The 24,935-nt window shown below is 71.7% G+C and carries 13 protein-coding genes; 8 read left to right on the top strand and 5 right to left on the bottom strand.

The window, feature by feature from the left end:
• Positions 1–9 precede the first annotated feature (9 nt).
• Together AB0E85_RS18435 and AB0E85_RS18430 are read right to left on the bottom strand one after the other, a co-directional pair.
• Entirely contained in the window at positions 10–2,853 is a 2,844-nt protein-coding gene (locus tag AB0E85_RS18435; RefSeq protein WP_361928012.1) for a LuxR C-terminal-related transcriptional regulator, read from the bottom strand.
• Positions 2,854–3,030: 177 nt separating this feature from the next.
• On the bottom strand, positions 3,031–3,489 hold the full coding sequence (locus tag AB0E85_RS18430; RefSeq protein WP_361928009.1) for an Lrp/AsnC family transcriptional regulator: 459 nt from the start codon (positions 3,487–3,489) through the stop codon (positions 3,031–3,033).
• Between the two features lie 189 nt (positions 3,490–3,678).
• Here AB0E85_RS18430 and AB0E85_RS18425 point away from each other — a divergent pair, with 189 nt between their 5' ends.
• The 6 genes from AB0E85_RS18425 to AB0E85_RS18400 all read left to right on the top strand — a co-directional run bounded on the left by AB0E85_RS18425 (position 3,679) and on the right by AB0E85_RS18400 (position 19,191).
• Positions 3,679–6,657, top strand: coding sequence for an AAA family ATPase (locus tag AB0E85_RS18425; RefSeq protein ID WP_361928006.1), 2,979 nt, complete (start codon positions 3,679–3,681; stop codon positions 6,655–6,657).
• 223 nt (positions 6,658–6,880) lie between these two features.
• Positions 6,881–7,744 carry a DUF4132 domain-containing protein gene (locus AB0E85_RS18420; protein ID WP_361928003.1) on the top strand — a complete coding sequence of 288 codons (864 nt, stop codon included), beginning with the start codon at positions 6,881–6,883 and terminating at the stop codon, positions 7,742–7,744.
• A complete protein-coding gene (locus AB0E85_RS18415) occupies positions 7,741–12,660 on the top strand; it encodes a DNA-binding protein (protein ID WP_361928001.1) in 4,920 nt (1,639 codons plus the stop codon). The genes AB0E85_RS18420 and AB0E85_RS18415 overlap by 4 nt, the downstream gene beginning before the upstream one ends.
• A 59-nt stretch (positions 12,661–12,719) precedes the next feature.
• A complete protein-coding gene (locus AB0E85_RS18410; RefSeq protein WP_361927999.1) occupies positions 12,720–13,859 on the top strand; it encodes an AAA family ATPase in 1,140 nt (379 codons plus the stop codon).
• On the top strand, positions 13,856–17,371 hold the full coding sequence (locus AB0E85_RS18405; RefSeq protein WP_361927997.1) for a DUF5682 family protein: 3,516 nt from the start codon (positions 13,856–13,858) through the stop codon (positions 17,369–17,371). Before AB0E85_RS18410 ends, AB0E85_RS18405 begins: the two co-directional genes overlap by 4 nt.
• Before the next feature lie 5 nt (positions 17,372–17,376).
• Positions 17,377–19,191: a hypothetical protein gene (locus AB0E85_RS18400; protein WP_361928190.1), complete on the top strand. Its 1,815-nt coding sequence runs from the start codon at positions 17,377–17,379 to the stop codon at positions 19,189–19,191.
• 283 nt (positions 19,192–19,474) lie between these two features.
• On the opposite strand, the gene AB0E85_RS18395 is transcribed toward AB0E85_RS18400, so the two are convergent.
• On the bottom strand, positions 19,475–19,999 hold the full coding sequence (locus tag AB0E85_RS18395; RefSeq protein ID WP_361927995.1) for a DUF4240 domain-containing protein: 525 nt from the start codon (positions 19,997–19,999) through the stop codon (positions 19,475–19,477).
• Between the two features lie 446 nt (positions 20,000–20,445).
• Between AB0E85_RS18395 and AB0E85_RS18390 the strand changes: the two genes are divergently transcribed.
• Both AB0E85_RS18390 and AB0E85_RS18385 read left to right on the top strand, forming a co-directional pair.
• Positions 20,446–22,038 carry an ISL3 family transposase gene (locus AB0E85_RS18390; protein WP_361927993.1) on the top strand — a complete coding sequence of 531 codons (1,593 nt, stop codon included), beginning with the start codon at positions 20,446–20,448 and terminating at the stop codon, positions 22,036–22,038.
• 109 nt (positions 22,039–22,147) lie between these two features.
• Positions 22,148–22,663 carry a hypothetical protein gene (locus tag AB0E85_RS18385; protein ID WP_361927990.1) on the top strand — a complete coding sequence of 172 codons (516 nt, stop codon included), beginning with the start codon at positions 22,148–22,150 and terminating at the stop codon, positions 22,661–22,663.
• Positions 22,664–23,435: 772 nt separating this feature from the next.
• Here the strand turns inward: AB0E85_RS18385 and AB0E85_RS18380 are convergent.
• Entirely contained in the window at positions 23,436–23,855 is a 420-nt protein-coding gene (locus tag AB0E85_RS18380) for a hypothetical protein (protein ID WP_361927987.1), read from the bottom strand.
• A 528-nt stretch (positions 23,856–24,383) separates the two neighbouring features.
• A complete protein-coding gene (locus tag AB0E85_RS18375; RefSeq protein WP_361927984.1) occupies positions 24,384–24,857 on the bottom strand; it encodes a hypothetical protein in 474 nt (157 codons plus the stop codon).
• Positions 24,858–24,935: the final 78 nt, after the last annotated feature.

The following is a 24,935-nucleotide window of genomic DNA, read 5'->3' as shown; positions in this document are numbered from 1 at the left end:
ATTTCGTGCTTACCCGTTCCGCCGCAGGAGATCGGAGAGCGCGATCCGTGACGAGACCCCGAGCTTTCGGTAGACGCGGGACAGGTGTGTCTCCACCGTGCGGGGGCTGAGGAATAGGCGTTCGGCGATCTCTCGGGTGCGAAGACCAGTCGTCGCGAGTTCGGCGATCTCCCGTTCACGGTCGCTGAGTCGGCCGAGTGGGTGGGTGGTGCGGTTGTCCTCGGACAGTTCGGCGCGCATCCGGGTCACCCGCTCCTGTACGAGCACCGCACTGGAGGTGCGGGCGATCGCCTCGGCCGCGTCGAGATGACCCAGCGCAGCTTCCCGGCCCTGGGCCTCGTCGAAGGAGCGGGTGCCGGTCGCCAGGGTCCAGGCGTGTTCGACGGGCATGTCGGCCAGCCGGAAGGCATCCGCCGCGAGGTCGAAGAGCTTGGCGGCCGCGTCGTGTTCACCGTCGGCCAGGTGGAGCTGGGCGCGGGCGCGGCGTGCGTACGCCTCCTGGACCGGCAGTCCGAGCCGTTCGGCTTCCGCCTCGGAGGCCCGGGCAAGGCGGTGTGCTTCCTCGTGGTCCCCGCACTCGAGTGTGGCCGTGGCGAGCAGAGCGAGCAGGAAGGGCCGGGAGAAGGGCCGGACCGGCGGCAGTCGATTGCCGCCCTCGCTGTCCAGCAGGGTCCGCCGACAGCCGGCGGCGTCACCGGAGAGCAGGCGGGCGTGCGCGAGCAGGCCCGTCGCTGAGGCGGTCCACCAGCTGTGGCCGTTCGGGGTGGCGCGCGTCGCCTCCTCGACGAGTGCGACGGCCTCGTCGGCGTACTCACGGCCGCCGGCCCAGACGAGCGCTGTCGCGCGTATCGCCTGCGCCAGGTTGACGGCGGGTTGGACGCCGAGGGAGCGGGCCAGGGTTTCGACCTCCAGGGCATGCCGTTGGGAGGCTTCGAGGCGGCCGGTCCACTGCTCGGCCATGGCGAGTCCCAGCAGCCGGTGCAGGAGGATGGGTTGTCGGGAGCCCGTGCCGTCGGCCGCCAGCCCCCGGCCCAGGTGCCGGGCCGCGTCCGGGAAGCGCTCCAGGTACAGCTCCGCGCTGCCGAGCAGGGCGAGGGTTTCCGGCGTACGGCCGGCGAGGGGGTCCGGCAGGGCGTCGACGAGCCGGGCGCAGCGGGTGACCTCGCGCGTGGCCTCGTCGAGGTCACCCGCGTGGGTGGCGCACAGGGCGTTCAGAACCCGCAGCACGGTGCGGTCCGCTGCCTTCGTGCGACCCGCTTCGACCGGCGTCCGCACGGCTTCCCGCAGCAGGGCACGCGCCTGGTCGTGCATGCCGCCCAGGACACGGACCAGCCCGTACTCGATGATCAGTTCGGCGGCCTCGGCCGGCAACGGATCGGGCAGGGGTCTGGGCAGCAGCCGGAGTGCGGTACCCGTGAGGGCCGCCGCCTCCGCGTACCGGCCGAGCTGCCGCTCGACGGCGGCGCAGACGGCGTGGGCCTGAAGCAGCTGCTTCTCGTCGAGAGCCGCGTGGCGGTGCCCCAGCAGTTCGTGTGCGCGCGTGCGGGCCTCGGCCAAGTGGTCTGAGGCGATCAGCGTGCGGCAGTAGGCGAGTTCCATCTCGGTGCGGGCGGTCGAGTCCGTTCCCCCGTCGGGCAGGGATTCCAGTGCCAGCCGGAGCCAGTGCGCCGCGGTCGCCGGGTCCTGTGCGGCGGTCTCCGCGGCGCCCTCGGCCAGCGTGCGCGCGGCGAGAGCGGCGTCCGTGCCCAGCAGGTGCTCGGCGTGGCGGGCCCGTTCGCGGGCCCGGCCGCCACGGGCGGTGACGAGGTCCAAGGCGCGGCGGTGGGCGCGCAGCCGGAAGGACACACCGGCCCTCTCGTACACGACATGACCGACGACGGGATGACGGAAGGTCAGGTTGCCTTTCCAGTCGACCGGGCGCACCAGGTCGGCCCGCTCCAGTTCGGCGAGTGCGTCGAGGGTGCGGTCCAGCCCCAGCCCGGAGACCCGGGCAAGATCCTCCGGTCGGAACGGGCTGCCGACCACGGCCGCCGCCGAAGCCGTGATCGCCGCCTGCGGCGTCAGCGCGTCGAACTCGGCGATCAGCGGCTTCGCCTCGCGGAGCAACCCGGCGGTGTCGGTGCCCGGGCGGTCGGGCCAGTGCTCGGGGTGCCAGTCCGCAGCGACGAGGAGGCGCACGTATCGGGGATTGCCCTCAGCCGCGGCGCAGATCAGGCCCGCCGACTCCTCGGCTGCGGCCGCAGTGCGGGACTCGGGTTCCTCCGTAGTGCGTCGGCCGGTGAGTATCGCGGCCACTGCTGCCGGGTCGAGCGGGCCCGGCTCGATACGCGTCACCGTGCCGGCCTGCACTCCGTCCTCCAGGGCTTCCAGCAGCTCGGGGGCTGTTTGCCTGGGGCGGTGGGCCAGGGCGAGCAGGAAGGGGCCGGGCGCCTGCGCACGGATCAGCCGTACGATGGCCGCCGTTGAGTCCGGGTCGCACCAGTGGACGTCATCCAGTACCAGGACACAGCCCGCTGCCCATTCTTTGGGCCGGTCGCGGAACCCGTCGAAGTGCTTCGCGCCCGAGGCCGCCCGCGGGTGGGTCTGTCGTGCCTCCCAGGCGTCCTGGAACACCTGCAACGAGGTGGTGTTTCCTCGTACGGCTCGGGCACGGACGACCGGCACCCCCCGCCGCGTGGCCAGTTCCATGAGTGCCATGGCCAAGCGGGTCTTCCCGATGCCCGGCTCTCCGGTGATCTCCACGACGGAGCCCCGGCCGTCGCCCAGCGCGTTCAGGGACCGTGTGAGGAGGGCGAGTTCGGTCTCCCGCCCTACAGGGCGTTCTCCGGCAGCCGGTACGTCCACTGCGCTCATGGGCGCCGTTCTCCCTCGTAGGTGCGGTCGGGCGCGCATCAGGGGCGGCCTGGCCGCGGGGCGCCGTCGCAGCAACCATACAGAAGCAAACGATTTTGCTCGACTTCGTTTTTTGAAGTGAGATCTATTCCTCGGCGTCTTATCCAATGTCGCCGTGGCGCTCGACGGTCGTTTCGGTTAGGGGATGTCCCAGCTGAACCGATGCACGTGGATGCCGAAGTAGGGGAAGGACTCCACGGTGCGCACGCCCGGTACGGTGCGGATCCGGTCGTTGATGATCGTGGACAGTTCGTCCATGGTCCGGCAGACGACCTCCGCGAACAGGTCGTAGGCACCGGCCGTGGAGACGAGGTAGATGACGCTGTCGATGCTCTCCAGAGCCTCGATGATCTCCTGGAGTTTGCCGTCGACCTTGATGCCGAGCATGGCCATGACGGGCAGGCCCAGCTTCAACGGGTCCGTGACCGCGGCGAACTCCAGCACCCCGCGTTCCGTCAGTCGCTGCACCCGGGCCCGCACGGCCGGCGCGGACAGTCCCACCTCTTTGCCGAGGTCGGTGTACGACGCGCGGCCGTCCTGCTGGAGGCGGCGGATCAGGATCTTGTCGACTGCGTCCAGTTCGATACGAGCCGTCACGTGGTCCTCTTTCTTCCCCCGGTCGTTCGGACGCGACCGTAGCAACTCGGCAGGCGCCCGTCGTGGCCTGGGGGAAGGGCCCGGCGCGGCGGTTACGTACGGTGCTTACGTGTTTCCCCCGACGTAATCGCATTTGAGTTCGATAAGGCTTGGTCTCGCAGCTGACCACTGTTGTGAGGGGAGACATCGTTGGACACGCCCTTGGGTCAGGCACGGTCGTCCGGCTCCGAAGAGCCCCTGATCGGCCGCGAGCAGGAGATCGGGCGGCTGCAGAGGGTCATCACCGGACGAACGCACGAGGGGCCCTGGTTGCTGGAGATCGCCGGGGAACCGGGCATCGGCAAGACGCGTCTGCTGACGGAATGGAGCGGGCTGGCCCAGCGGGCGGGGCTGACCGTGCTGTCGGGGAGAGTGTCCGGTGCGGACCGGCGGCGTCCCTTCGCGCTCTTCAGAAGGCCGGTCGTGCGGGCCCTCGAACTGCCCGGTGCGGCGGCATCACTCGCGCCGGAGGACCGGGCCTTTCTGCTCCGGCACTTCGCGGAAGAGCAAGCGGACACGAGGCCGGAAGCCGACTGCGACGGAACGGCGGTGGGACCGCGGCCAACGGACCGGGAAAGGGCGCGATTGCGCCGATGTATCGCGGTTCTGCTGTGGACGGCGGCCGACAACCGCCGACGCCTGACCCTCTGTCTCGACGACCTTCAGTGGGCCGACGACGCGTCCGTCGAACTGCTGGGCCACCTCCTGCGCCGTCCCCGTCCCCGGACCCCGCTGATCCTCGTGTGTGGGGTACGCCCCGGGCAGCGGTCAACGGCACTGACGGCGAGCCTCGCCGACCCGGACGACGCCTACCGGGTGGAGCGGTTCCGCCTCGGACCGCTGCCGCGCGGCGCGGCCGCCGAACTCCTCACCCGCGAACCGACGGTCGAACGGCAGCGGCTCCTCTACGACGCCGGTGGCGGCAACCCCTTCTACCTGCAGGCACTGGCACAGTCACCGGGGGCGTTCACGCCCCCCGACGGGACCAGCCCATGGGGTCTGTCGGACGAGGCGGTCATGACGGCGGGCTCCGCACTGGCCCGTGAGCTCGATCCGCTGGACGCCGTGGAACTCGACGTCCTGAGGGCGGCCGCCGTACTGGGCGAGGATTTCGACCCCACACACCTCGCCGAACTCACCGGCCGGGACGCGCCGAGGATCACGCGTGCTCTCGACCGACTGATCGCCGCGGACCTGATCCGGACAGATCTCACCCAGGGGCGCGACTGCAGCCTGCGCCATCCGGTGCTGCGCGCGGTCGTCTACCAGGCCGCCCCGCACGGCTGGCGCCGGGCCGCCCACGCGCGCGCCGACCGCGTCCTGCGGGAGTCGGGCGCCGGGCCCGCGCAACGGGCACCACATGTGGCCCGGAGCGCGGAGGCGGGCGACCGGGACGCTGTCCGACTGCTGACGGAGGCAGCCGAAGAGATGCGGGAGGCGACCCCGGCGGCTGCCGCGTCCTGGCTGAGCACGGCACTGAGCCTGATCCGCGAGGACGAGGACGGGCTGCGGGCAAGGGTGATGACACCCTTGGCGCGCTCGCTCGGGGCCATCGGGCACCTGCGTGAATCCCGGGAACTGCTCAGACGGATCCCCAGACCGGCCGACGCGCCCCCCACCAGGTCGGACACCGAACTCGTGGCGTTCTACGCCATGGTCGAACGTCATCTCGGCAACTACGGCCAGGCCGAATCCATGCTGACGGCCGAACTCGCCCTGCTTTCGGAGGACTCCGTCGACTCCGCCGACGCCGACGAACTGAGCGCCCCGCTGCGGCTGGAGCTCGCTACGGTCAGCCTCCTGCGCCGGACGTTCCCCCGCTCACAGGAACTGGCGGCGGAGGTGCTGCGCCATGCGACGGCCAGCGAGAGCAAGCACCTCCGTATGGCCGCCACTGTCCGTCTCGCGCACAGCAGCGCGTTCGCGGGAGACGTCCCCGCCCTGCTGCACCGGGCCCGGGAAGCCAGTGCGCTGGTGGACTCGACGTCAGACGCCGAACTCACCCCGCACCTGGACACCGTCTCCCAACTCGGATGGGCCGAGGCCCTCGCCGAGCGGCATCACGACGCGCTGCGCCACACGGCCCGCGGCATCAGGCTCGCCCAGGACTCGGGACAACTGTTCGTCCTGCCGTACCTGCGCCTGGCCCATGCCTACGCCAGCGTCAGCGTCGGCCGGCTCACGGACGCCCTGCGCTCGGCCGCGGGCGCCGAGGAGGACGCCCACCGGATGAAGCGGCCGGCGCTGCACGGATTCGCCCTGGCCCTGCACGCCTGGGCGACCTCGCTGCGGGACGGCCCCGACGTCGCAGCGCCGACCGCGGAACGAGCGGTGCAGGAGGTCGGCGCGGGCGGCAGGCTCTGGGCGGTCACCGCCGGGGTGCTGGCCGGTGTCCGGCTCGACCAGGAGCGGCCCGCCGAATGCCTGGAGTTGGTGCGGTCCGCCATGGACCACGACCGGCACCCCGGCACCGCCCAGTCCATCACGCCCATCTGGTACGCCCTGGGAGCCCGGGCCGCGGCGGCGCTGGGTGACCGAGAGGAGGCTGCTGAGTGGGCACGGCGGGCGTCGCTCCACGCGGATCTGCTGGGCCTGCCGGGCCAGCGTGGACACGCCGCCCTCGCCCGGGTCCACAGTGCCCCGGACCCTGTCGGCACCCTGGAGGAGGCGGTGTCCGGTTTCAGGACCGGGGGACTGGTTCTGATGGAGTGTCAGGCAAGGCTGCTGCTTGCCCGGGAGCTCGCGTCACGCGGTCCGCGCGACGAGACGCGGCCCCACGTGCTGGAGCAGGCGGAGGAGCACGCCAATCGCGCGAAGTCGCTCGCGGAGGCCTCGGGTGCGCGCCATCTCTATCGGCAGGCGGTTGACCTGCAACGCCGCCTGGGAGCTCGCCGGTCCCGCCCGGCGCGGGAAGCGTCAAAGCCGCTGCCGGACATGTCGGCGCGAGAGCGGGAGATCGCCCGCATGGTGTCCCTCGGCATGTCCAACAACGACATAGCCCGCGCCCTGGTCGTCTCGCCGAAGACCGTCGAAGCCCACCTCACCCGCATCTTCCGCAAGGCCGGCGTGCGCTCCCGGGTCGCACTGGTCGCCGCGCTGTCCCACGCCGGTCCGGAACATGTCGCCTGAGGTTACGGACGGTGGTGACCGGTCGGTAGTACGTACCGTGATTACGTGGTTCTCCGGATGTGTCGTCCCAGGTCAGAGCGATTGACTCAGGGTGCGCCGGAGAGATTCGCCCGGACGATTGTCAGTGGCTGCTCGTAACGTTCCGCTCATCGTCACGCTGAGTGCCGGATCCCGGCCGAGCTGTGTCGATCTTGAGTTTCCTTGAAGCGGAAGGCGGGGGCCGGTGGGCTGGCTTGCGGCGGGCGACGGATACGAAGTCGCCCTGGTGGAGGGCCGGGTGGCGGCCAGGTCCACGTCCGGTCGCGCGGCGGGGCGGCAGTTGAAGTCGCTGCCGAAGGCGCTCAAGGACCATCCGGAGGTGGAGCGGCTGCGCCGGTTCGCCGAGTGGCTGGACCGGCATGCGACGGCCTGCGTCGCGCAGGTGGACACCTGGATGGTGTCGGCGCTGCCGGTGCCCACGGAACTGGTGGTCAGGGTCTGGCCGGACGAGGCCTGGCAGTCGGCGCTGCGTGACCTGGTGGTGGTCGGCGACGACAAAGACGAGGTGGGGTTCCTGCGCGGGGTCACCGAGTCGGGCGAGCTGCGCGTGGTCGACCTCGACGGCGAGACCGTACGGCTGTCCCCACGCACGGTGACGCTGCCGCACCCGGTGCTGCTGGCGGACCTGGACGACCTGCGCGAGTTCGCGGCGGAGCTGGGGATCGTGCAGCGCGTCGAGCAGATCCACCGGGCGACCTGGCGCAGGCCCGCCGATCTGGACGGCAAGGTGACGCAGGTCTCGGAGTTCGCCGGAGGCTCGTTCCCCACGCGTTCCGCGCTGGTCGCCCGAGCCACCTCCCTCGGCTACCGGGTGTCGGGCGCCCGGGCCACCTGCCGGGTGCGCGACGGGGCGCACACCGTCGAGGCCGCGATGTGGATCGGCGAGCCCTGGGACTACCAGGCGTCGACCGGCCCGCTCTCCTGGCACGGCTCGGACGGTCGGGCACTGCGGCTCGCGGACGTCGGTCCGGTGGCCTGGTCGGAGGGGATGCGGATGGCGGTGGCACTGTACGCCGGGCGCGAGATCGAAGAGGGGATGGGCGCGTGAGCGGGGGAGCGCAGGTGTCGTACGAGGAACTGCTGGAGGCCGGTGCGGTGCTGCCGCGCGGTACGGAAGGCGCTGGTGAGCGGGCGGTGCCGCTGACGGCACGGTCGTACACGCACCCGGGTCTTGACGATCGGGTCGTCGTGCGGCTGGTCGCCGCGGAGCTGGGCGCGGCGGAGGACCTGGCCGCCGGTTTCCTGGGTCTGGAACCGGACGCGGACCCGGTCGAGGTCGGGCTGGGGGCGCGCCAGGCGCTGGGCTTCCCGGAGTGGGTGTTGGCGCACCACCCGGAGGACGGCCATCATGCGCTGGCGGTCGTCCAGGACCTGGAGCGGATCGCCCGCCGGGCGAAGTCCCGGCCGAAGGCCGCCCTGGACGACTACCGTGAGCTTGCCCGGCGACTCGCCGTCGCCGTACCGCACTTCCTGCCGACCTTCTACGAACAGGCCGGGCGGGTCTTCCTGTCGGTGGAGAATCCGACGTATGCGGCGCAGATGTTCGGCCGGGCCCGCGAGGCCGAGGCCGAGTACGGGCTCGCGGTGGACGAGGAGCGGCTGGACGCCGTGTTCCTGGAGTTCGCCCTCGCCGGGGCGCTCACGGCGACCGCGCTGTCCGGGTACGCGAAGGAACTGGCCGTCCGGGTTCCCGCGGCCGAGGCCCTGGAGCGCTTCACCCGGTTGTGCGTACGGCGGACCATGGGCGGACTCGTGCCGTCCGCCCAGCTGGCGACCGACGTGCGCAGGCTGGCCCGTGCCGCGGGGCGGGACGGGGGCGATGTCGAGCAGGCCTACCTGGCCGACCTGCTCGCGCTGTCCGCCACCGCGAAGGCGGCGCCCGGCTGGTGGAAGTCCCACCGCACGGCCGTCGTCGCGCTCGCCCGGCGTGAGCCCGCGGTGCGTGGCGCGCTGCTGAGTCTCATGCCGGACTCCGGCGACCATGCCGTGCTGCTGATGTGGCTGGACATCCTGGAGGAATCCGGGGCCCTCGTGGGGCTCTGGGACGACACCCTGCCCGACCAGGAGCGGCCCCAGGACGGCACCGCGGGCTGGTTCATCCGCTTCCTGGCGTTCCAGGAGCGGGCCCAGCCCTGGCACGAGCCCTCGCAGCTGCCCGCCCTGTACCGGATCGTGGAGCGCGCCGCCGACCTGCTGCGAGCCGAACTCGCCGAGTCGGGGTGGGGGTTGCGGGCGGAACATGATCTGGACCTGCTGGATCTGCTGCTCACCCTGGGCGTGCCCGTCGCCGCCTGCGACCGACTGCACCCGTACGGGTGGGCGAAGGGCGAGGACCGCCGTGACCTGCTTGCCCTCGCCGCCGACGGACGGTTCCGCGACGCCTTCCGCGAAGGCGCCGACACTTCCTTCAGCGGCGACGAGGACGACCTGGACACGATCCGGGTTCTCGCCCAGTCGCCCGGCGGCCGGCTGATGCTGGCCGACTGGGTGCGCGAGGTCGCGCGGCGCTCCGTCGCCACCGGACTGCCCGGCCTCCCCGACGCGCTGAAGCGGCTGAAGTGGCTGCCCGCGGAGGCCCTCATGCTCGCCGAGGACGAGATGCGCGAGGTGGCCGCCACCGACCTCGCCCCGCTGCTCGCCCGCACGCTCAGGGCTGGGCTCCTCGACGAACTCGGCTGGCCCGCCTGGGAAGAGGCGGCCACGGAGCTCGTGCCCAGGAGGAACGTCGAGGACCTGTACGTCGCCGACGCCTGGCCGTATCTGATCACCGCCGGTGCCACGCAGGTCCGGGTGATCGGCACCGAGGGCACCGTGCTCACCCATGATCTTCGGCTGCCGGATCAGGGCACCTTCGGGTACCCCGGGTTCCACTTCGTGGACGGTGAACTGCTCGTCCACTGGCGGACCCACGACCACGGGATGCGTGGGTACTGGCACCACAGCCCCGACCGGGTCCTGTCCCTGGCGGGCGCAGTCGTCCCCCGGGGTGTCCAGATGAACTGGTACCGGGAGGACATCGGCGTCCCGACCCTGCCCCTGCCCGGCGGCGGACGGGCAACCGGCGCCGGCGTCCTGCACCGCGGTGACACCACTGTGCCCGTGGAGGCGAACCTGCTCGGTGACGGCACCTCGTACTGGGTCTGGGGCGGGGGCGCGGACGGCTGGTTCGAGTACGACCCGGCCACCGGGCGGATGGGCCGCAACAGCGCGCCCGCTTTCCTCGCCGACGCCTCCGGCGAGGACACCTGGGCAAGGGGCTGGCTGGCGCCCTACCCCTTCGATGAGGTCACTCCCGCCGGGGTGCCGGTGAACGGGCTTCTGGGCTGGCGCGCGGTGTTCCAGCCAGACCGCTCCTGGCACGGCGAGGACCTGGCCGGACGCCAGGTCACCGTGCCGGAGGAGCGGGGGAAGCCATATGCCGCGGTGCTCTTCCCCGGCGCCGACCGACTCCTGGCCGCCGTCCGGGACGGTTGGCGCGTCGAGCTCGTCGACGCGGACGGAGTCGTGACCGCCTCCGCGCGGGTGGACGGTGCTCCGGGCGAATTTGCGGAGGGCACCCCCCTCCTTCCGCCGCTGCGGTACTGGCACTGCCTGCACCCCCGCGACCCACAGGGCTCCGCCGCGCTGCGCCGGATCGACGACGAGACGGCCCGGGCGCTGCTCAGCGAACCCGAACTCGAGGAAGCGGTAGGGCAGTTGCTGCCCGACGTCACCGACAGGGCGCTGCGCGCGGGCGTCATCGGAGTGCTGCGGTACGCCGCCGAGCAGCAGAAGGTCCTCGACGCGGCGGCGACCCGCCTGACCGCGGAACTCGCCGGCAGCCACGAGGACGAGGGCCCGGCCGGGCCCTCCGACCAGCTGCTGCGCCACGCGCTCAGCGGCCTCGACGGCTCCCGCGGCAACTGGTACCACTACACGGCCGACCGGGACAACGTGTTCCGGAGGCTACGGGTCCTGAAGCGGGCGGTGCGCGCGGGTGACGACTCGCGCCAGTCCCACGACTCCGCGGCGGCCCCGCACGCGGCCGCCACCCCCGCAGCACCCCCGCGCGCCGCTCACGCCCCCGCACCGACCCCGCGCCTGCACGTCGACGGCCCCGAACTACCCGACGGCTACCTGTACATGGAGCCCACTGCCGACTTCTTCACGGCGGCGGCGTTCCGGGTCGCGTCGCCGGCCACACCGCCGGAGCACCGGGAGGCCCTGGTGGCGCTGTTGCGGGAGTTCGAGGCGCTCGGGCTGGCCTCGACCGCCGGACCCGCGCGCTGGCGGTGGGTCTCCGTCCACCTCGACGCCGGTCAGCTGCGTACCCCGAGCGGCGAGTGGCGTGAGGGAAGCTGGCGGGGGGTGCTGCCGCTGGACGGCGGTGCCTTCCTCGCGGTCACCGCGTGCACCTCGCGCAGTGCAAGCGAGGGCTGCGACTTCGAAGCGCTCTTCCACGACCCGTCCGGCCGCTTCGAGGTTCCCGCCCCCTACACGCTCGAATCCGTTTACCGCGTCGGTGAGGACCGTGCGGCCGACTGGCTCGCGGCGTTCCTCGCCGAGCTCGACGAGCGGGGACCGGCCCCGTGGATCCCGGCCGCGGCCGAAGAGTTCGCCCGGCTGACCGGGGTCACCCTGACCATGGCCCGACTGCTGGTGGCAGGACTGCCGCAAGTCGACAGCAACGACCGGTCGTTCCTGACTGCCGAGGCGCGGGCTGTGCTCCGCGTGAAGGTCACGGACGCCGCCCTGGCCAAGGACGAACTGCGCAAGATCACCATCTCCGTCCTCAGGGCCGTCGTCGCCGCGCTGCTGCCCCGGGACCCGGCCCGGCTGTGGACGGACGGCCCCGACGTGGCGGCCGCCGCGGAGATCTGGAACAGCAAGGTCGGCAAGCGCATGGTCCTGCCCGAGGCGCTCCTCGGCGAGATGCAGCGCACGCTGAAGGCCGAGCCCTGGACGCTGGCCGCCCTACTCGACCCCGCCTCCGAGCTCCGCCTGAGCCGAGACCTGGAGTGGGCGGTGACGGGGGACCGGGTCGGTCCGGTCGGCGAAAGCACCCTAGGGTTCACCGCGGCCACGCTGATCGACTCGGTCGTCCTGGCCGCCTGGCTCGCACACCGGCTGCCCGTCGGCGACCCGGTCCGCGCCGCGCTGCCCGCCGCCCTGGGCGCGATACGGGACCGGCTGGCCCACCCCGGACTGATGCTCGACCTCGTCACATACGTCTCCCTGTTCGACTTCCGCAAGGCGGCCGGCCAACCCACCGAGACCGGGAGGGGATTCGAGCGATACGGCGCGGTCGTGATGGCCACTCAGGACGGCCAGCCGGCCCCCGCCCTGCGCGTCGCCCTCCTCGACGCGGACGGCCAGGACCCGTATCTGCCCGCGCTGCGCCTCGCACAGGACGGGGCTCCGTTCCTGGCGGAGGTGATGCTGCGTCTGGCCCGCGCCCCGTACTTCGCGGCACTCGTCGCCGACCCGGGCGACCCGGTCGCGGGCGAGCGCGGCAAGGACGGCACCTGGTACCCGCAGGACCCCGCCCGCTCCGTGCCGGAGCTGGTGGCCGAAGCGGCGAAGGAGTACGGCATAGGCGAGGACGCCGCAGCGCTCTACCTGATGCTCCTCGCGATGCCCGACCCCACCGACCGCAACACGGCCCGCTGGACCGGCTGGAAGCCCGCCCGCCTCAAGGCGGCCCGTGCCGAACTGGCCGTCACCGACCTGGTCGTCGGCGGCAGCCGCTCCCGCGCCGGACGCTCACTCTTCCTGCCGGGCGGCTGGCAGGCCCTGCCCTCCCCACGCCTCCCGCTGGAGCAGTGGAAGCTACCGCTGTACGGCGAACTCGCCCAGGCCCGTGTGGGCCTGCTCGTGCCGACCGAACCGGCATCCGACCTGTACCGCAGGGCCTGGCAGCGGATCCGGGAGGGCGACGTGCCGCGCTTCGAGGAACTGAAGGTCAAGAGCGGACGCCGACGCTGACGCCGCATCGACAGCAAGGACGGCCTCTTCCCGCTCGCACCGGACCAACAAGGACATTCATGAACACCACGACTGCGTCGGCCCCTCCGGCCCGCCAAATCCTGCCCGCCGAGGAGCGCCACGCCACCGAACTCGCCTTCCTCGCCGCCCACGACGAGGGCCCGCGCCCACCGGGCTGGGCGCTGACCCCACGTGCCGTCGTCACCTTCATCTGCGGCAGCGACGGCAAGGCACTGGAACTGAAGGGACAACGGCTCGTCATCGCCCCCAAGTTCGTCGGCGAACGCGCCCTCGTCGAGCGCTGCGTGGTCACCCTCGCCGGTGAGCGCGGCCTGCTGCTCGTCGGCGAGCCCGGCACCGCCAAGTCCATGCTGTCCGAGCTGCTGTCCGCCGCCGTGTGCGGCGCCAGCGCGCTCACCGTGCAGGGCACCGCCGGCACCACCGAGGACGCCTTTCGCTACGGCTGGAACTACGCCCTCCTGCTCGCCCAGGGCCCGACCCGGCAGGCGCTGGTCGACTCCCCGGTCCTCAGCGCCATGCGCACCGGCCGGGTCGCCCGCGTCGAGGAGATCACTCGCTGTCTGCCCGAGGTGCAGGACGCCCTGGTGTCGATCCTGTCCGACCGGCGCGTCAGCGTCCCCGAGCTGTCCGGCACGGACGACGCCCAGGTCGCGGCCGCCCCCGGCTTCACGGTCATCGCCACCGCCAACCTCCGGGACCGGGGCGTCTCCGAGATGTCCGCCGCTCTGAAGCGGCGCTTCAACTTCGAGACCGTGCAGCCCATCGCCGACGCGGAGGCCGAGGCCGCGCTGGTCCGGGGTCAGGCGGTCGCCGCCGTGCAGCGGGCGGGCGCGGCCTTCGGGGTGGACGACGCCGTACTCGACGTACTCGTCACCGTCTTCCGGGACCTGCGCACCGGCCGCTCCGCCGAGGGCTGGGACGTCGAGCGACCCGGCACGGTGATGTCCACCGCCGAGGCCGTGCAGGTCGCCACCTCCCTCGGGGTCGCCACGGCCTACCTCCCGGCCGGGGACACCCTAGACCTCGTCCCCGGCCACCTCCTCGGCGTGGTCCGCAAGGACGACCCCGCCGACCACGCCCGCCTCCTCGGCTACTGGGACGGACCCGTCCGCCGCCGCGCCGAGGACGGCTCGGCCCTGTGGCGCCGCCTGTGGGACCTGCGGGAGACCCTCCGGTGACCACGCACGCCCCGGACGACGCCCAGGCCCGGGAGGAACCCCGGGCCGCCGTCACCGCCCTCGCGGACTCCGTACGGCCGTACCTCCTCGGCGTACGCCATCACAGCCCCGCTCTCGCCGCCGTCGTGCCCGCGCTGCTGGACGCGTCCGGCGCCGAGGTCGTCTGCGTGGAACTGCCGGCCGACTTCCAGCCCTGGCTCGTCCATCTCGCCGACCCCGGTACGGTCGCGCCCGTCGCCCTCGCCGGAGCACGGGAGGACGGACGAATCGGCTTCTACCCCTTCGCGGACTTCTCCCCGGAGCTGGCCGCCGTCCGCTGGGCTCGTGCGCGCGGCGCCGAAGTCCTGTGCTGCGACCTTCCGTTGGCCGACCCCGGCTGGGGTGCTGTCGGGCCCGCCGGAGCCGGTGCCACACGGACCGTCTTCGCCGATGCCCTCACCGCCGCCGGCACCGGACGCGACGGCGACGACCTGTGGGACCGCGCGGTGGAGGTACTCGCCCCCGGAAGCACCCCGGAGGCGGTACGCCGTGCGGCCCTCGGCGTCGGGTGGGCGTTGCGCCGGGACGCGGTGGCCGCCGGGGGAGTGGCGGCCGTTGATCTGGCACGGGAGGCGTACATGCGGTCCGTGCTTGCGGAGGCCGGCGCGGACGGGCGACGGGTGGCGGCCGTGGTCGGGGCGTTCCATGCCCCGGTGCTGGCGGACCGGGAGGGAACGGCGCCGGTCACCACCGGTGGCGTTTCGCCGCTCATCACCGACAGCGCCTCGCCCGTCGTCACCTCCTTCGTCCCATACGCCTTCGATCTGCTGGACTCGCGCTCCGGCTACCCCGCGGGCATCCGCGATCCCCGCTGGCAGCAGGCGGTGCTCGCCGCCGCCGGGGATCCGGACCGGGTGCGCGACGCCGCCGCCTACGCGATCACCGATGTGTGCCGTGCGCTGCGGGTAGCCGGACACACGGCGGGCACGGGCGAGGCCACCGAAACGCTACGGCTGGCCTGTGACCTGGCCCGCTTGCGCGGCCTGCCCGCCCCCGGGCGCGGGGAGTTGCTGGAGGCGCTGACGACCGTACTGGGCCAGGGCGAACCCCTGGGCCGAGGCCGAGCCCTCGCCCGGGCCGTCGAAGGGATCCTCGTCGGCAGCGGCTGGGGCAGGGTTGCCCCCGGCACCCCGCGCTCCGGGCTCGGACCGGCCGTGGAGGCCGAACTCGCCGCACTGCGGCTGCCCGGCCCGGACGACCCCGGACCGCGTGAGATCCGGCTCGACCCGCTCCGCTCCGACCTCGACCGCCGCCGCGAAGTGCTGTTGCAGCGCCTCGCGGTGTGCCACACGCTCTACGGCGAACCCGTCGAGGTGGCCGCCACGGGCGACGGCACCGCGCTCACCACCCGGTGGAGGGTGCGGTGGACCCCGTCGGTTCCCGTACGACTGGACCTGGCCGGCATCCGCGGCGTCACCGCCGCCCAGGCCGCCGCGGGGACCCTACGCGAGGCGTACCGTCACGAGACCGCCGCCACCTGCGCCCACGTCATCGGTGGGCTCTTGGCCTCCGCCCGCTGCGACCTGCCCGGCCTGGTCGCCGACCGACTGGCCGAGGCTGCGGAGATGCTGCCTTCGGCCGCCACCCTCCTCGAACTCCTCGAAGCGCTGGACGTGTTGGAGGCGCTGCGTCGGGGGCACCTGCCCGGCAGCACGCGCGACCGCGACCGGGAAGTGGCCGAACTGGCCGACACCCTGCTCGAAGCAGCCGTCCGTGCCCTGCCCGGACTGGTCGGCAGCGACCGGCCCGAGGACGCCGCCGCCCTGATCGCCCTGTCGGCCCGCGCGGGTGAGCAGCGCCTCGGCCTGCGCTTGGACGACGCCCTCGACTCCCTGGCGCGCACCGGCTCCCCACTGATCCAGGGCGCCGCCCTGGCCGCCCGGGTCCTGCTCGACCTCGACGCCTCCGACACCCTGGGCACCCGCGTGGCCGGCTGGATCGACACCGCCACCGACCCGGACGGGCGGCGCCGACTGACCCGGCTGCTGACCGGCCTGCTCGGCGCCACCGCGCCCCTCCTGGAATCGGCCCCGGCTGCTCTGGAACCTCTCCTCGACCGGATCGATGCCCTCGCTGACCAGGATTTCCTGGACCGGCTGCCCGCCCTGCGCGGCGGCTTCGACACCCTCACTCCGGCCGGACGCGACAGGCTCCTCGCCACCGTCACCGAACGCCTCGGCGACCGGATCGACCTGACCCTCACCGCCCCGCCCGGACTCCTCGCCCTGTGGACGGCGGCGGACGCGGCCGGACTGGGCGAACTGACGGAACTGGGACTCCCCGTGCCGGCCTCCGGCGGGGCGGCACCGGAAGCCCCCGCACCGGTAGCGCGGCCCACGCCCACGTCCCGTCTCACCCCTGCCGACCGCTGGCGCCTGCTCCTCGGCCGGGAGACCGACCGTCTCCCCGACTCCGTCCGCCGCTACGCGCACGCCCTCGACGAGCTGTACGGCTCCGGCCGCGGCGAGGGATCCGTCGACCTCGGCCAGAGCGGAGGAAGAGGCGGAGGGGGCGGTCAGGAGGCGTCCTTCCCCTCAGCCCGGGAGTGGGGTGAGGAACTCACCGCCCTGTTCGGCGAGGAGATCCGCGAGGAGGTCCTCGCGCAGGCCGCTGAGCACGGTCGTAGTGACGTCCTCGCCGAACTGGACCCCGCCGCCGTACGCCCGTCGGTCGAGTTGCTCACCTCCGTGCTCTCTCTCGCCGGCGGCATGCCTGAACAGCAACTGGCCCGCCTGCGGCCGCTCGTCCGCCGCCTCGTGGACGAGCTGGCCCGGGAGCTCGCCACCCGCCTGCGCCCCGCGCTGACCGGCCTGGCTACCCCGCGCCCCACCCGCCGCCCCGGCGGACGACTAGACCTGCCCCGCACCCTGCGGGCCAACCTCGCGCACACCCGCCGCCTGGACGACGGCCGGACCATCGTCGTGCCCGAGCGGCCGGTGTTCAGCACCCGCTCGCGCCGAGAGGCGGACTGGCGGCTGATCCTCGTGGTCGACGTGTCCGGCTCCATGGAGGCGTCTGTCGTCTGGTCCGCGCTCACCGCGGCTGTCCTCGGCGGAGTCCCCACCCTCTCCACCCACTTCCTCGCCTTCTCCACCGAGGTGATCGACCTGACTGACCGGGTCGACGACCCGCTGTCGTTGCTCCTGGAGGTCCAGGTCGGCGGCGGCACCCACATCGCGGCCGGCCTCGCCCACGCCCGCTCCCTGGTGACCGTCCCCAGCCGGACCCTCGTGGTGGTGGTCAGCGACTTCGAGGAGGGCTACCCGCTGACCGGGCTCCTCGGCGAGGTACGCGCCCTCGCCGACTCCGGGGTGCACCTGATGGGCTGCGCGGCCCTGGACGACACAGGCACCCCCCGCTACTCCGTGTCGATCGCCCGGCAACTCGTCGCCGCCGGCATGCCCGTCGCCGCCCTCAGCCCCCTCGCCCTCGCCCGCTGGGTGGGCGACCGCCTGCGCGGAGAACCCCGATGATCCCGATGACGCCCCAACTGCCCCCGGCGGCACCCGACGTGGTCGCCGCCGCCGTCGAGGGCCTGACGTCCCGGCTGCGCAAGAAGCTGGACGCGGCGGTCGAGTCGTACGCCGCGCTCCCGGTCGCCGACTTCGGCCGCACCCTCCGCATCAGGTGCGGGGAGGACGCGGAGGTCACCCTCACGCCGGACCCGTCCGGTGTGCTCACCACGGCCGAACAGGCCGTGTGCAGCTGCCTGTTGGCCCCCCGATGCCTGCACCGCGCAGCGATCCTGAGCGCGTGCCCGGTGCCGGAGCCGTCCACCGCCGCCACGGCGCCGGAGACCACGGAGGACGAGAACGAGCCGCCCAGCGCGGAGGCTGCCCCCGGTCAGGTGGCCGCCGTGGCCGTCACCCCTGCCCAGATAAGGGCCGCAGCCGGGCTCCGGACAGCCGCAGCCGCCGTACTCGCCGAGGGAGTTCCCGCCGCCGGAGCCGTGTCACAGGCGGAACTGCTGCGGGCCGCGCACGCCGCCCGGCTGGCCGGGGTGCACCGGGCGGAGGCGGCGGCGCTGCGTGTCGTACGGGGCCTGCGCGCCGCCCGCGCCCGCGAGGACGGTCACCGCCTCGCAGACCTGGTCACGGCCCTGCGCGAACTCCTCCTGACCACATACCGGTTGACCGCGGCCGACCCCGACCCGGCGCTCGTCGGCACGGCTCGCCGCAGTTACCGTCCCGGCGGTGCGCTGAAGGTCTTCGGTGTCTGCCGTGAGCCGGTGCTCAGCGCCACCGGCTACGGCGGTGTCGTCACCCACCTGGTCGCCGAGGACGGCCGCTGGTTCACCGTCGCCGACGTCAAGCCCGGCGGCCCGGCCCGGGCCAGGGCGGCCGCCACGGCACCGGTCGCGCTCGGCTCCGGCGCCCTCGACCATGCCCGGCTCGCCCGCGGCGGCCTGCTGATCTCCGGCGCCACGATCTCCCCCGAGGGCCGCCTCGGCTCCGGCAAAGGCGTCCGCGCCACACCTGTCGCCGGACTGCCCTGGACGTCCGGTCCGCCGGGCGCCCTCTTCGGCCGTCCACTGCGCGAGATCGTAGCGGCCCGCCTCGCCACGGTTGCCGAGGCGATGGACGACGTGGCCCGCGCGCCGATCGGCTGCGACCTCGTCATAGTGGGCGCCGCGGGCGACCGCCTGCTGGCCCGCGAACTGCTGCCAGGTGCACCGGAAGACGGCCCGCTGATCCGCCTCCTGCCCGCCAACAGCCACCCCGACCTCGCCCACACCGCCAACTTCGCCCAACTCGCCGCCCGCCCGGGCATCCGCATCCGAGTCATCGGCCGCCTGGACCCCGACCGCGCGGCCACCCTTCGCCCCCTGGCCGTCGGCCCGGTACCGGACACCGAGGCCACACTGCGCCTGCCCACGGACTGGCTGGACCGTGCCGACCTGGGCTACGACCCCCTCCGGGGCGTGCACTTCCCGCCACCCGACGCGCTCCCACCCGTACCGGAGCCGGCCCACGACCAGGCGGACCCACTTGCCGACTCCCCTCTGTGGCGGATGCGCCGCCTGGTCGAACTCGCCGTCGCCGGAGGCCGCCGCGCGGTAGCCGAACCGGCCCGGGACGGCGACCGGCAGGGCAGCGCGGCCGCACTGCGCCGCGGCGGACTGGCCACCATGGCCGACCTGGCCACCGCCCTCACAGCCGAGGCCGACTGCCGCACCCGCGACACCTTCGGCCGCCTGAGCGCCCCCGACGCCGACCGCTACGCCCTGGCCTGGCTGAGCGCGGCGATCCATCTCGCGGGTGCCGAGCGGGCGTTGGTGCGGGCGACATGGTGAAGCCCCTGCGAAGACCGCCTCCTGGAGCGCTGCTGTCGACCGTCCCGTCATAGCCGCTCCAGCGACCTCGTGCACGGTCGGCCGTGGCACGTCGAGGTGTGGTCGGTTGAGGTGTCGGGTGAGGGCCGAGCGGTTCCTGAGGTGCGCGATGCCGTGCTCGAAGCGGATGCGGCGTGAGGAGCGCGCGTTGCGTTGCTGCTCGTGGCGGCCCTTGTAGCAGGCGGGAGCGAACTTCTCCGTCTGGTAGTGGTTGGCACCCTTGTGCCGAGCCCGATGGTTGATCTCAGTCGAGGAAGGAGGAGAGCGCCGCGAGCCGTGGGAGGCGGAGCCGTATCTGGTCGGCATTCTCGGGATCCCATTCCTCCCCCAACGGCTTGTCCGGACGCGCCAAGTCCTTAACCGCAGCCTCGACTGCTGCATCGAATGAGTCGGTCTCTCCTTGAACCTTTTCGTATGCGTCCTGAATCAGATGACTCAAACTCTCGTAGCCGATCCAGCCGCCTTCCTCGCGGCACATACGGGTAACCGTAGGCACGTCGGCAAGGCTGTCGGGATTTGTCACGGCACGGCTGAAGGTGTCACGCCCGAGAAGAATCAGTCCGTCGCGGAAGTCCATGAAGCCATCGTTCGTCCAGCTGCCCTCGATCAGATAGGTGGCCATGCACAAGGGAAATGTGTATGCCAAGTCGCTCACCTCGACGTGCTTGGCATAGAAGTCAACGATCTTGGCGGGCTCCAGCGTGGAAAGAACGTTGACCAGGGCGCGCCTGAGGCGGTGGATCATCTGGACCATCGCGGTCGTCGGCACGGTCACCGACTGTGGCTCGAGCCGTGTCGACAAGGCGCCACCAAGTATCCATCTGCACGCCAGTGATCATAGACGGCCCTACCCGCACCCACCTGCCCAAACAGGCAACCTTACGCTGAATTTCAGTAGCAGAGTGCGTAGTTCCACCGACCCATCCCACTTCCGACTCCGCCTGCCCCTCTTCACCCGCCGATGCCGATTACAGACAGCGAATGAGGCGCCGGAGTCAAGGGTGGTCGACTGTCTCAGGAATCCAGTGACATCAATTCTCGGTTCTGGCACAGATCTTGGGGAACCATCACGGAGCGTGACATCGGTGTTCGATTGCGAGCGACTGGCTCATGCGAGACGGCGTACGCCTTGGCGTCCGACAGCCGGAAGTGACGCTCCCTCAGGTTCTTCCCGCTCGCTGCTGCGGTCTGCGGTGGACAGTGATGGTGCTGGTCATGCAGACCGACGCGCTGTTCTGGGATTCGCTGGTGTTCGCCGGGATCGACGAGGTGGAGGTCGAGGCGGTTACGGCCGCGTTCGGCACGGTCGAGGTGGTGGCGAGAGGTCGCACGGCCGTGGCGGCGTGTCCGGACTGCGGCCGCTTCGCGGACCGGGTCCACGACCGTTACCAGCGCAGACTGAAGGACCTTCCGCTGGCTGAGCAGGGCTTTGTGATCCGGCTGACGGTCCGGCGCTTCATCTGCGGGTCGGCGGACTGTCCGCGCCGGACGTTCGCCGAGCCGTTCTCCCGGCTGGCCGCGCCATACGCGCGGTTCACCACACGGCTCAACCACGCCCTGGAACGAGTGGGGCTCGCCCTGGCGGGACGAGCCGGCGCTCGGCTGGCGGCCCAGCTCGGCTTCGGTGCGGGACGGATGACCCTGTTACGAAGGGTCATGGCACTGCCCGATCCGCGATTCAGTACTCCGCGGGTGCTGGGGGTGGACGACTTCGCGATCCGTCGCGGCCAGGTCTACTCCACCGTGTTGACCAGCGTTGAAGACCATCGCGTCGTCGACGTGTTCCCGACCCGGGAAGCCGGACCGCTGGCCGCCTGGCTGGACCGCCACCCCGGCGTGGACATCATTTGCCGGGACCGGGCGGGCGCCTACGCCGAGGGCGCCCGGCGCGGTGCACCCGACGCTTTGCAGGTCGCCGACCGGTTCCATCTGTGGCAGGGCCTGGGCCGGGCCGTGGAGACCTGCGTCGCCGCCCACCGCGACTGCCTGCGCACCCCGGCGCCCACCGGCACGCTGCCGCAGGACACCCGACCGACTTCAGGGCGATCGCAAGACGACGCGGAGCCCGCCGGTCGGCGGGCCGCGCGAAAGAAGGCCGCACACGCCCTGGTCCACAAGATGCTTGTCCAGGGCCACTCACGCCGAGCGATCGCCCGGCACCTGGGCTGGGGCCTGAACACCGTGCTCCGGTACGCGAACGCCGCACGCTGGCAGGACACCATCCGCGAGAACCGGCCCCGGTCCAGCAGACTGGACCCCTACAAGCCCTACCTGCAACGGCGATTCGCCGAGGGATGCACCAGCGTCACCCAGCTCCATGGCGAGCTGGTCGCCGAGCAGGCTCCCGTCACCTACGGCATGGTCCGCGCGCACATCGCCACCTTGCGCGGGGCTCCGTATGCCGCACCGCCGCGGCCGCCGACGGTGCGGCAGGTGACCGGCTGGATCACCCGGCATCCCATGACCCTGAGCGAGGAGGACCGGGCCGGCCTGAAGGACGTCCTGGCCCGCTGCCCCGAACTGGACACGGCAGCCGGACACGTCCGCGACTTCGGCGAGATGCTCACCGGCCGCTTCGGCGCCACGCTCCCTGCCTGGATCGACGCCGTCGACGCCAGCCGGCTGCCCGGCCTTACCGGCTTCGCACTCCACCTGCTCCGAGACCTCGACGCCGTGACCGCCGGCCTCACCCTGGACTGGAGCTCGGGCAGCATCGAAGGCGCCGTGAACCGCATCAAGAAGATCAAGCGGCAGCTCTATGGTCGAGCCGGATTCGAACTACTCCGCAAGATGATCCTGCTCCAGTGACCTGCTCAGTCCAGGGCCCCCTGCTGCGAGGACAGCAGTCCGTCGGTGCCCACGACGGGCGAGATGGGTGCCTGCCGGGCAGCGAGTCGGGTTCTGGCAGGCTGTCCAGATGAGCGGGAATGTAGAGGCGCCCGGCGACCGGTTTCGAGATCGACGCGAACGCAAGTACGGATATGACTTCCTCGATGAGGTTCTGGTGCACTGTCCTCAGTGTGATGGGTGCGCCACTGTCACGCCCCACCCCGAGCTCCCAGCAGATGAGAAGGCTGCTGGCTACGGGAGCCTGGGCCTCCATCGGCGGCTGCGGTGCACGGAGTGCGGATTCTTCAAGGATCGGAAGGTCGACACTGTTGTCGTGGGCAGCCCTGTCGATCCTTACTTCCAGCGACCGGTGTGGTTGCAGACGAACTGCTGCGGACACGTCCTGTGGGCCTATAACGTGCGTCATCTCGACCTGCTGGAGGCCTACGTGGGGGCCAAGCTTCGTGAGCGCGGAGAGCTTGTGCCTTGGGCCCCGACGAGTCTGGTCGAGCGACTTCCCACCTGGTTGAAAGTCGCGAAGAACCGGACCGAGGTTCTGCGGACGATCAGACGCTTGCGCTCCACACTGCCATCTGGCGAGTGATCGAACGCGCGGTGACCACAGCTCAGGCACGGCCGACAGGCGTCCATCCGGCCAGTATGCAGGGGCCAGTCTCACCCGTTCGATGACGAGTCAGCGCACGCGAAGCGGGCTGGACACCCTCCGTGACCGCTCCCCAAGATCTGTGCCAGAACCCAATTCTCATGGACATTGATCATGCTGACGCCTCACAGCTGACGCCCAACACACGTCGAAGCGACGTCCCTGGAAAGCGACACAGTCAGTCCATGGACTTCACGGCGTTCTGCTTGGTCTTTCCGGAGACGAACGTGTCCCGGTCCTTTCGGCCTGCGACCGGGCGCCGCACGCGGATCTCCGTGTCCTCGAGGATCCGGGTCCGACCGTCACGCCCAAGTACTCGACAACCTCAGCGAGAGTACGCAGCCGGACATCCGGCACGCCGGTGCATCCCCAGCGTGCCGGCGCGGAATGTGACGGTGCCCGGCGCCCCGCCCGTCGACTTGTCGAGTGAACCACTCAGATCCTCGTCCACGAGCTGGCGATCGTCCTGGGGGCGGTGCGCCGGCCGCCACGGCTGCCCGGGCCCCCGGTCTGCCAGCGCGGGCATGCGCAGCGCCTTGTTCAGGTGGGGCACCTTCGTGAATCGGCGGGTGTGGTAAGCGTCGACGACCGCGCCGCCGCGCGAGCGGACAGCCTGGCCCACCGCGCCGCGTGAGTCAGCTTCTGAACTGTCACCATGCACGGGCGCTGATGCTGCCTGACGCGATGCGAGGAGACAGCTTGGAAGTCGACCTCACGACTTGGGGAGTTCCCCCCGCTCGGTGATCATTCGCATCCACCCCTCGAGGGTGGCGACGAACTCGTCGAGGTCGGAAGTGGTGTAGGAGGCTCCCTCATGGTCCCAGTCAGGGTCGAGGACGACAACGCGGAAGCCGCAGCCGTGGTACCAGCCGGCGTCGATGTTGATCTCCCGGGCCTGCAGGCCGCCCTTCCGCACCGCCTCCTGCGCGGTCAGCCACGGCGGTTGTGCGGTACGTGCCCAATACAGGTCCTCGGAGTCGTTGACCTCGACTCTTCCATCCGGCAGGCGTCGGGCCAACAACGTGTTGTAGACGATGTTCCAGCCCATAGGGACACGCAGCGGGAGCAAACCCCAGTCCTCGGAAACAACCGCCAGAGGGGATTGGGGCGGAAGCCGGAAGATCGCGTCCATGTGCATGATCGAAATCGTAGCGGCCTGCAAACGTCGGCCCGCCTTCCGCAGACGTGCTGCTGCTCAATCGCGTGGAGAGTTACGTATTTCTACTGACTCCGTGCCTGCTTCCGCCGCCAGCACCCGACTGGGCCCGTATTGCTGGCGGCCGGTGCATGCTGGTGGCTTTGCTCGGATCGGTTCTGTTTGATCGATCCGGGGGTTGGGTGGTGAATGTCGGGAGACTGGATCAGGCCGCGTTCGAGGTGGGGTACGTCAGTGAGGACTGCGTACGCCGTCGCGACCCGTTGTCGGCATGCTGGACGCTGAGGTTCGAGTGCCTGCCGCCGGTGCGTACGGTCAAGTCCTAGCAGGGCAGAAGTCCGTGACACGTGACTACTGGGCGGCCACGACGGTCGGGCAGCTGTCCACCGGCGCCTGGCGCGAGAGGTACGAGACCGTCCTGGCCCCCTCGGAGACGATGGTTCGCTGGCCTACCCGGGGCCGAGCAGCAACCCGGCAAGGCCCGCGACCGCTCGTAAGGTCGGCTCAGGTGTCGTAACAACCGTCCCAGGGAGGGTAGAAGCCCAGGCCGTCCGGATGGAGCTCGGCGCCCACGCCACCGGCGTCTTCATCCTGTTCCTCCAGGACCAGACCGAACAGGGTCCCCTCGAACCGAACGGCGAAGGGTGCGATCGCGATGTCCCGGTACTGCCGCTCAGGCAGCGCATCCAGCCACTCGCCGAGCAGCTGCTCGGCCGCAGTGATCGCCTTCTGTTCGCCGTCCGCAGTGGTGCCGGTGATCTGAATGCGTGAGTCCAGGTGCCGACCAGCCTCGTCGAACTGATGGAGCACAGCGCACCAGCGCTTTTCGGCCTGCCAGTCGTCGCTACTCCAGTCACTCCAGCCCTCGGGAAAGGCCGCGGTGACCGAGGCGAAGAATTGGCCGCCCCGCCAGCACCCGATGGTGCTTGTGTGGTAATCAGGCTCGTGTCTGATCGGTATGACGTCGGGAATGCTCATGGGCGAACCGTAACCGCTGCCTCTGACAACGGGTGGTGGCGACCTCGGCCGACGTCAAAGAGATCTCAAACGCGGTCC

This window comes from Streptomyces sp. NPDC029044 (assembly GCF_040637495.1).
Taxonomy (GTDB): domain Bacteria; phylum Actinomycetota; class Actinomycetes; order Streptomycetales; family Streptomycetaceae; genus Streptomyces.
This window is presented reverse-complemented; position numbering and strand designations above follow the sequence as displayed.

Excerpts from the sequence above, each read along its gene's own strand:
- AB0E85_RS18435 (WP_361928012.1), bottom strand. The coding sequence starts at position 2,853 with ATGAGCGCAGTGGACGTACCGGCTGCCGGAGAACGCCCTGTAGGGCGG.
- AB0E85_RS18410 (WP_361927999.1), top strand. The coding sequence starts at position 12,720 with ATGAACACCACGACTGCGTCGGCCCCTCCGGCCCGCCAAATCCTGCCC.
- AB0E85_RS18400 (WP_361928190.1), top strand. The coding sequence starts at position 17,377 with ATGACGCCCCAACTGCCCCCGGCGGCACCCGACGTGGTCGCCGCCGCC.
- AB0E85_RS18390 (WP_361927993.1), top strand. The coding sequence starts at position 20,446 with ATGCAGACCGACGCGCTGTTCTGGGATTCGCTGGTGTTCGCCGGGATC.
- AB0E85_RS18385 (WP_361927990.1), top strand. The coding sequence starts at position 22,148 with ATGAGCGGGAATGTAGAGGCGCCCGGCGACCGGTTTCGAGATCGACGC.
- AB0E85_RS18380 (WP_361927987.1), bottom strand. The coding sequence starts at position 23,855 with ATGGACGCGATCTTCCGGCTTCCGCCCCAATCCCCTCTGGCGGTTGTT.
- AB0E85_RS18375 (WP_361927984.1), bottom strand. The coding sequence starts at position 24,857 with ATGAGCATTCCCGACGTCATACCGATCAGACACGAGCCTGATTACCAC.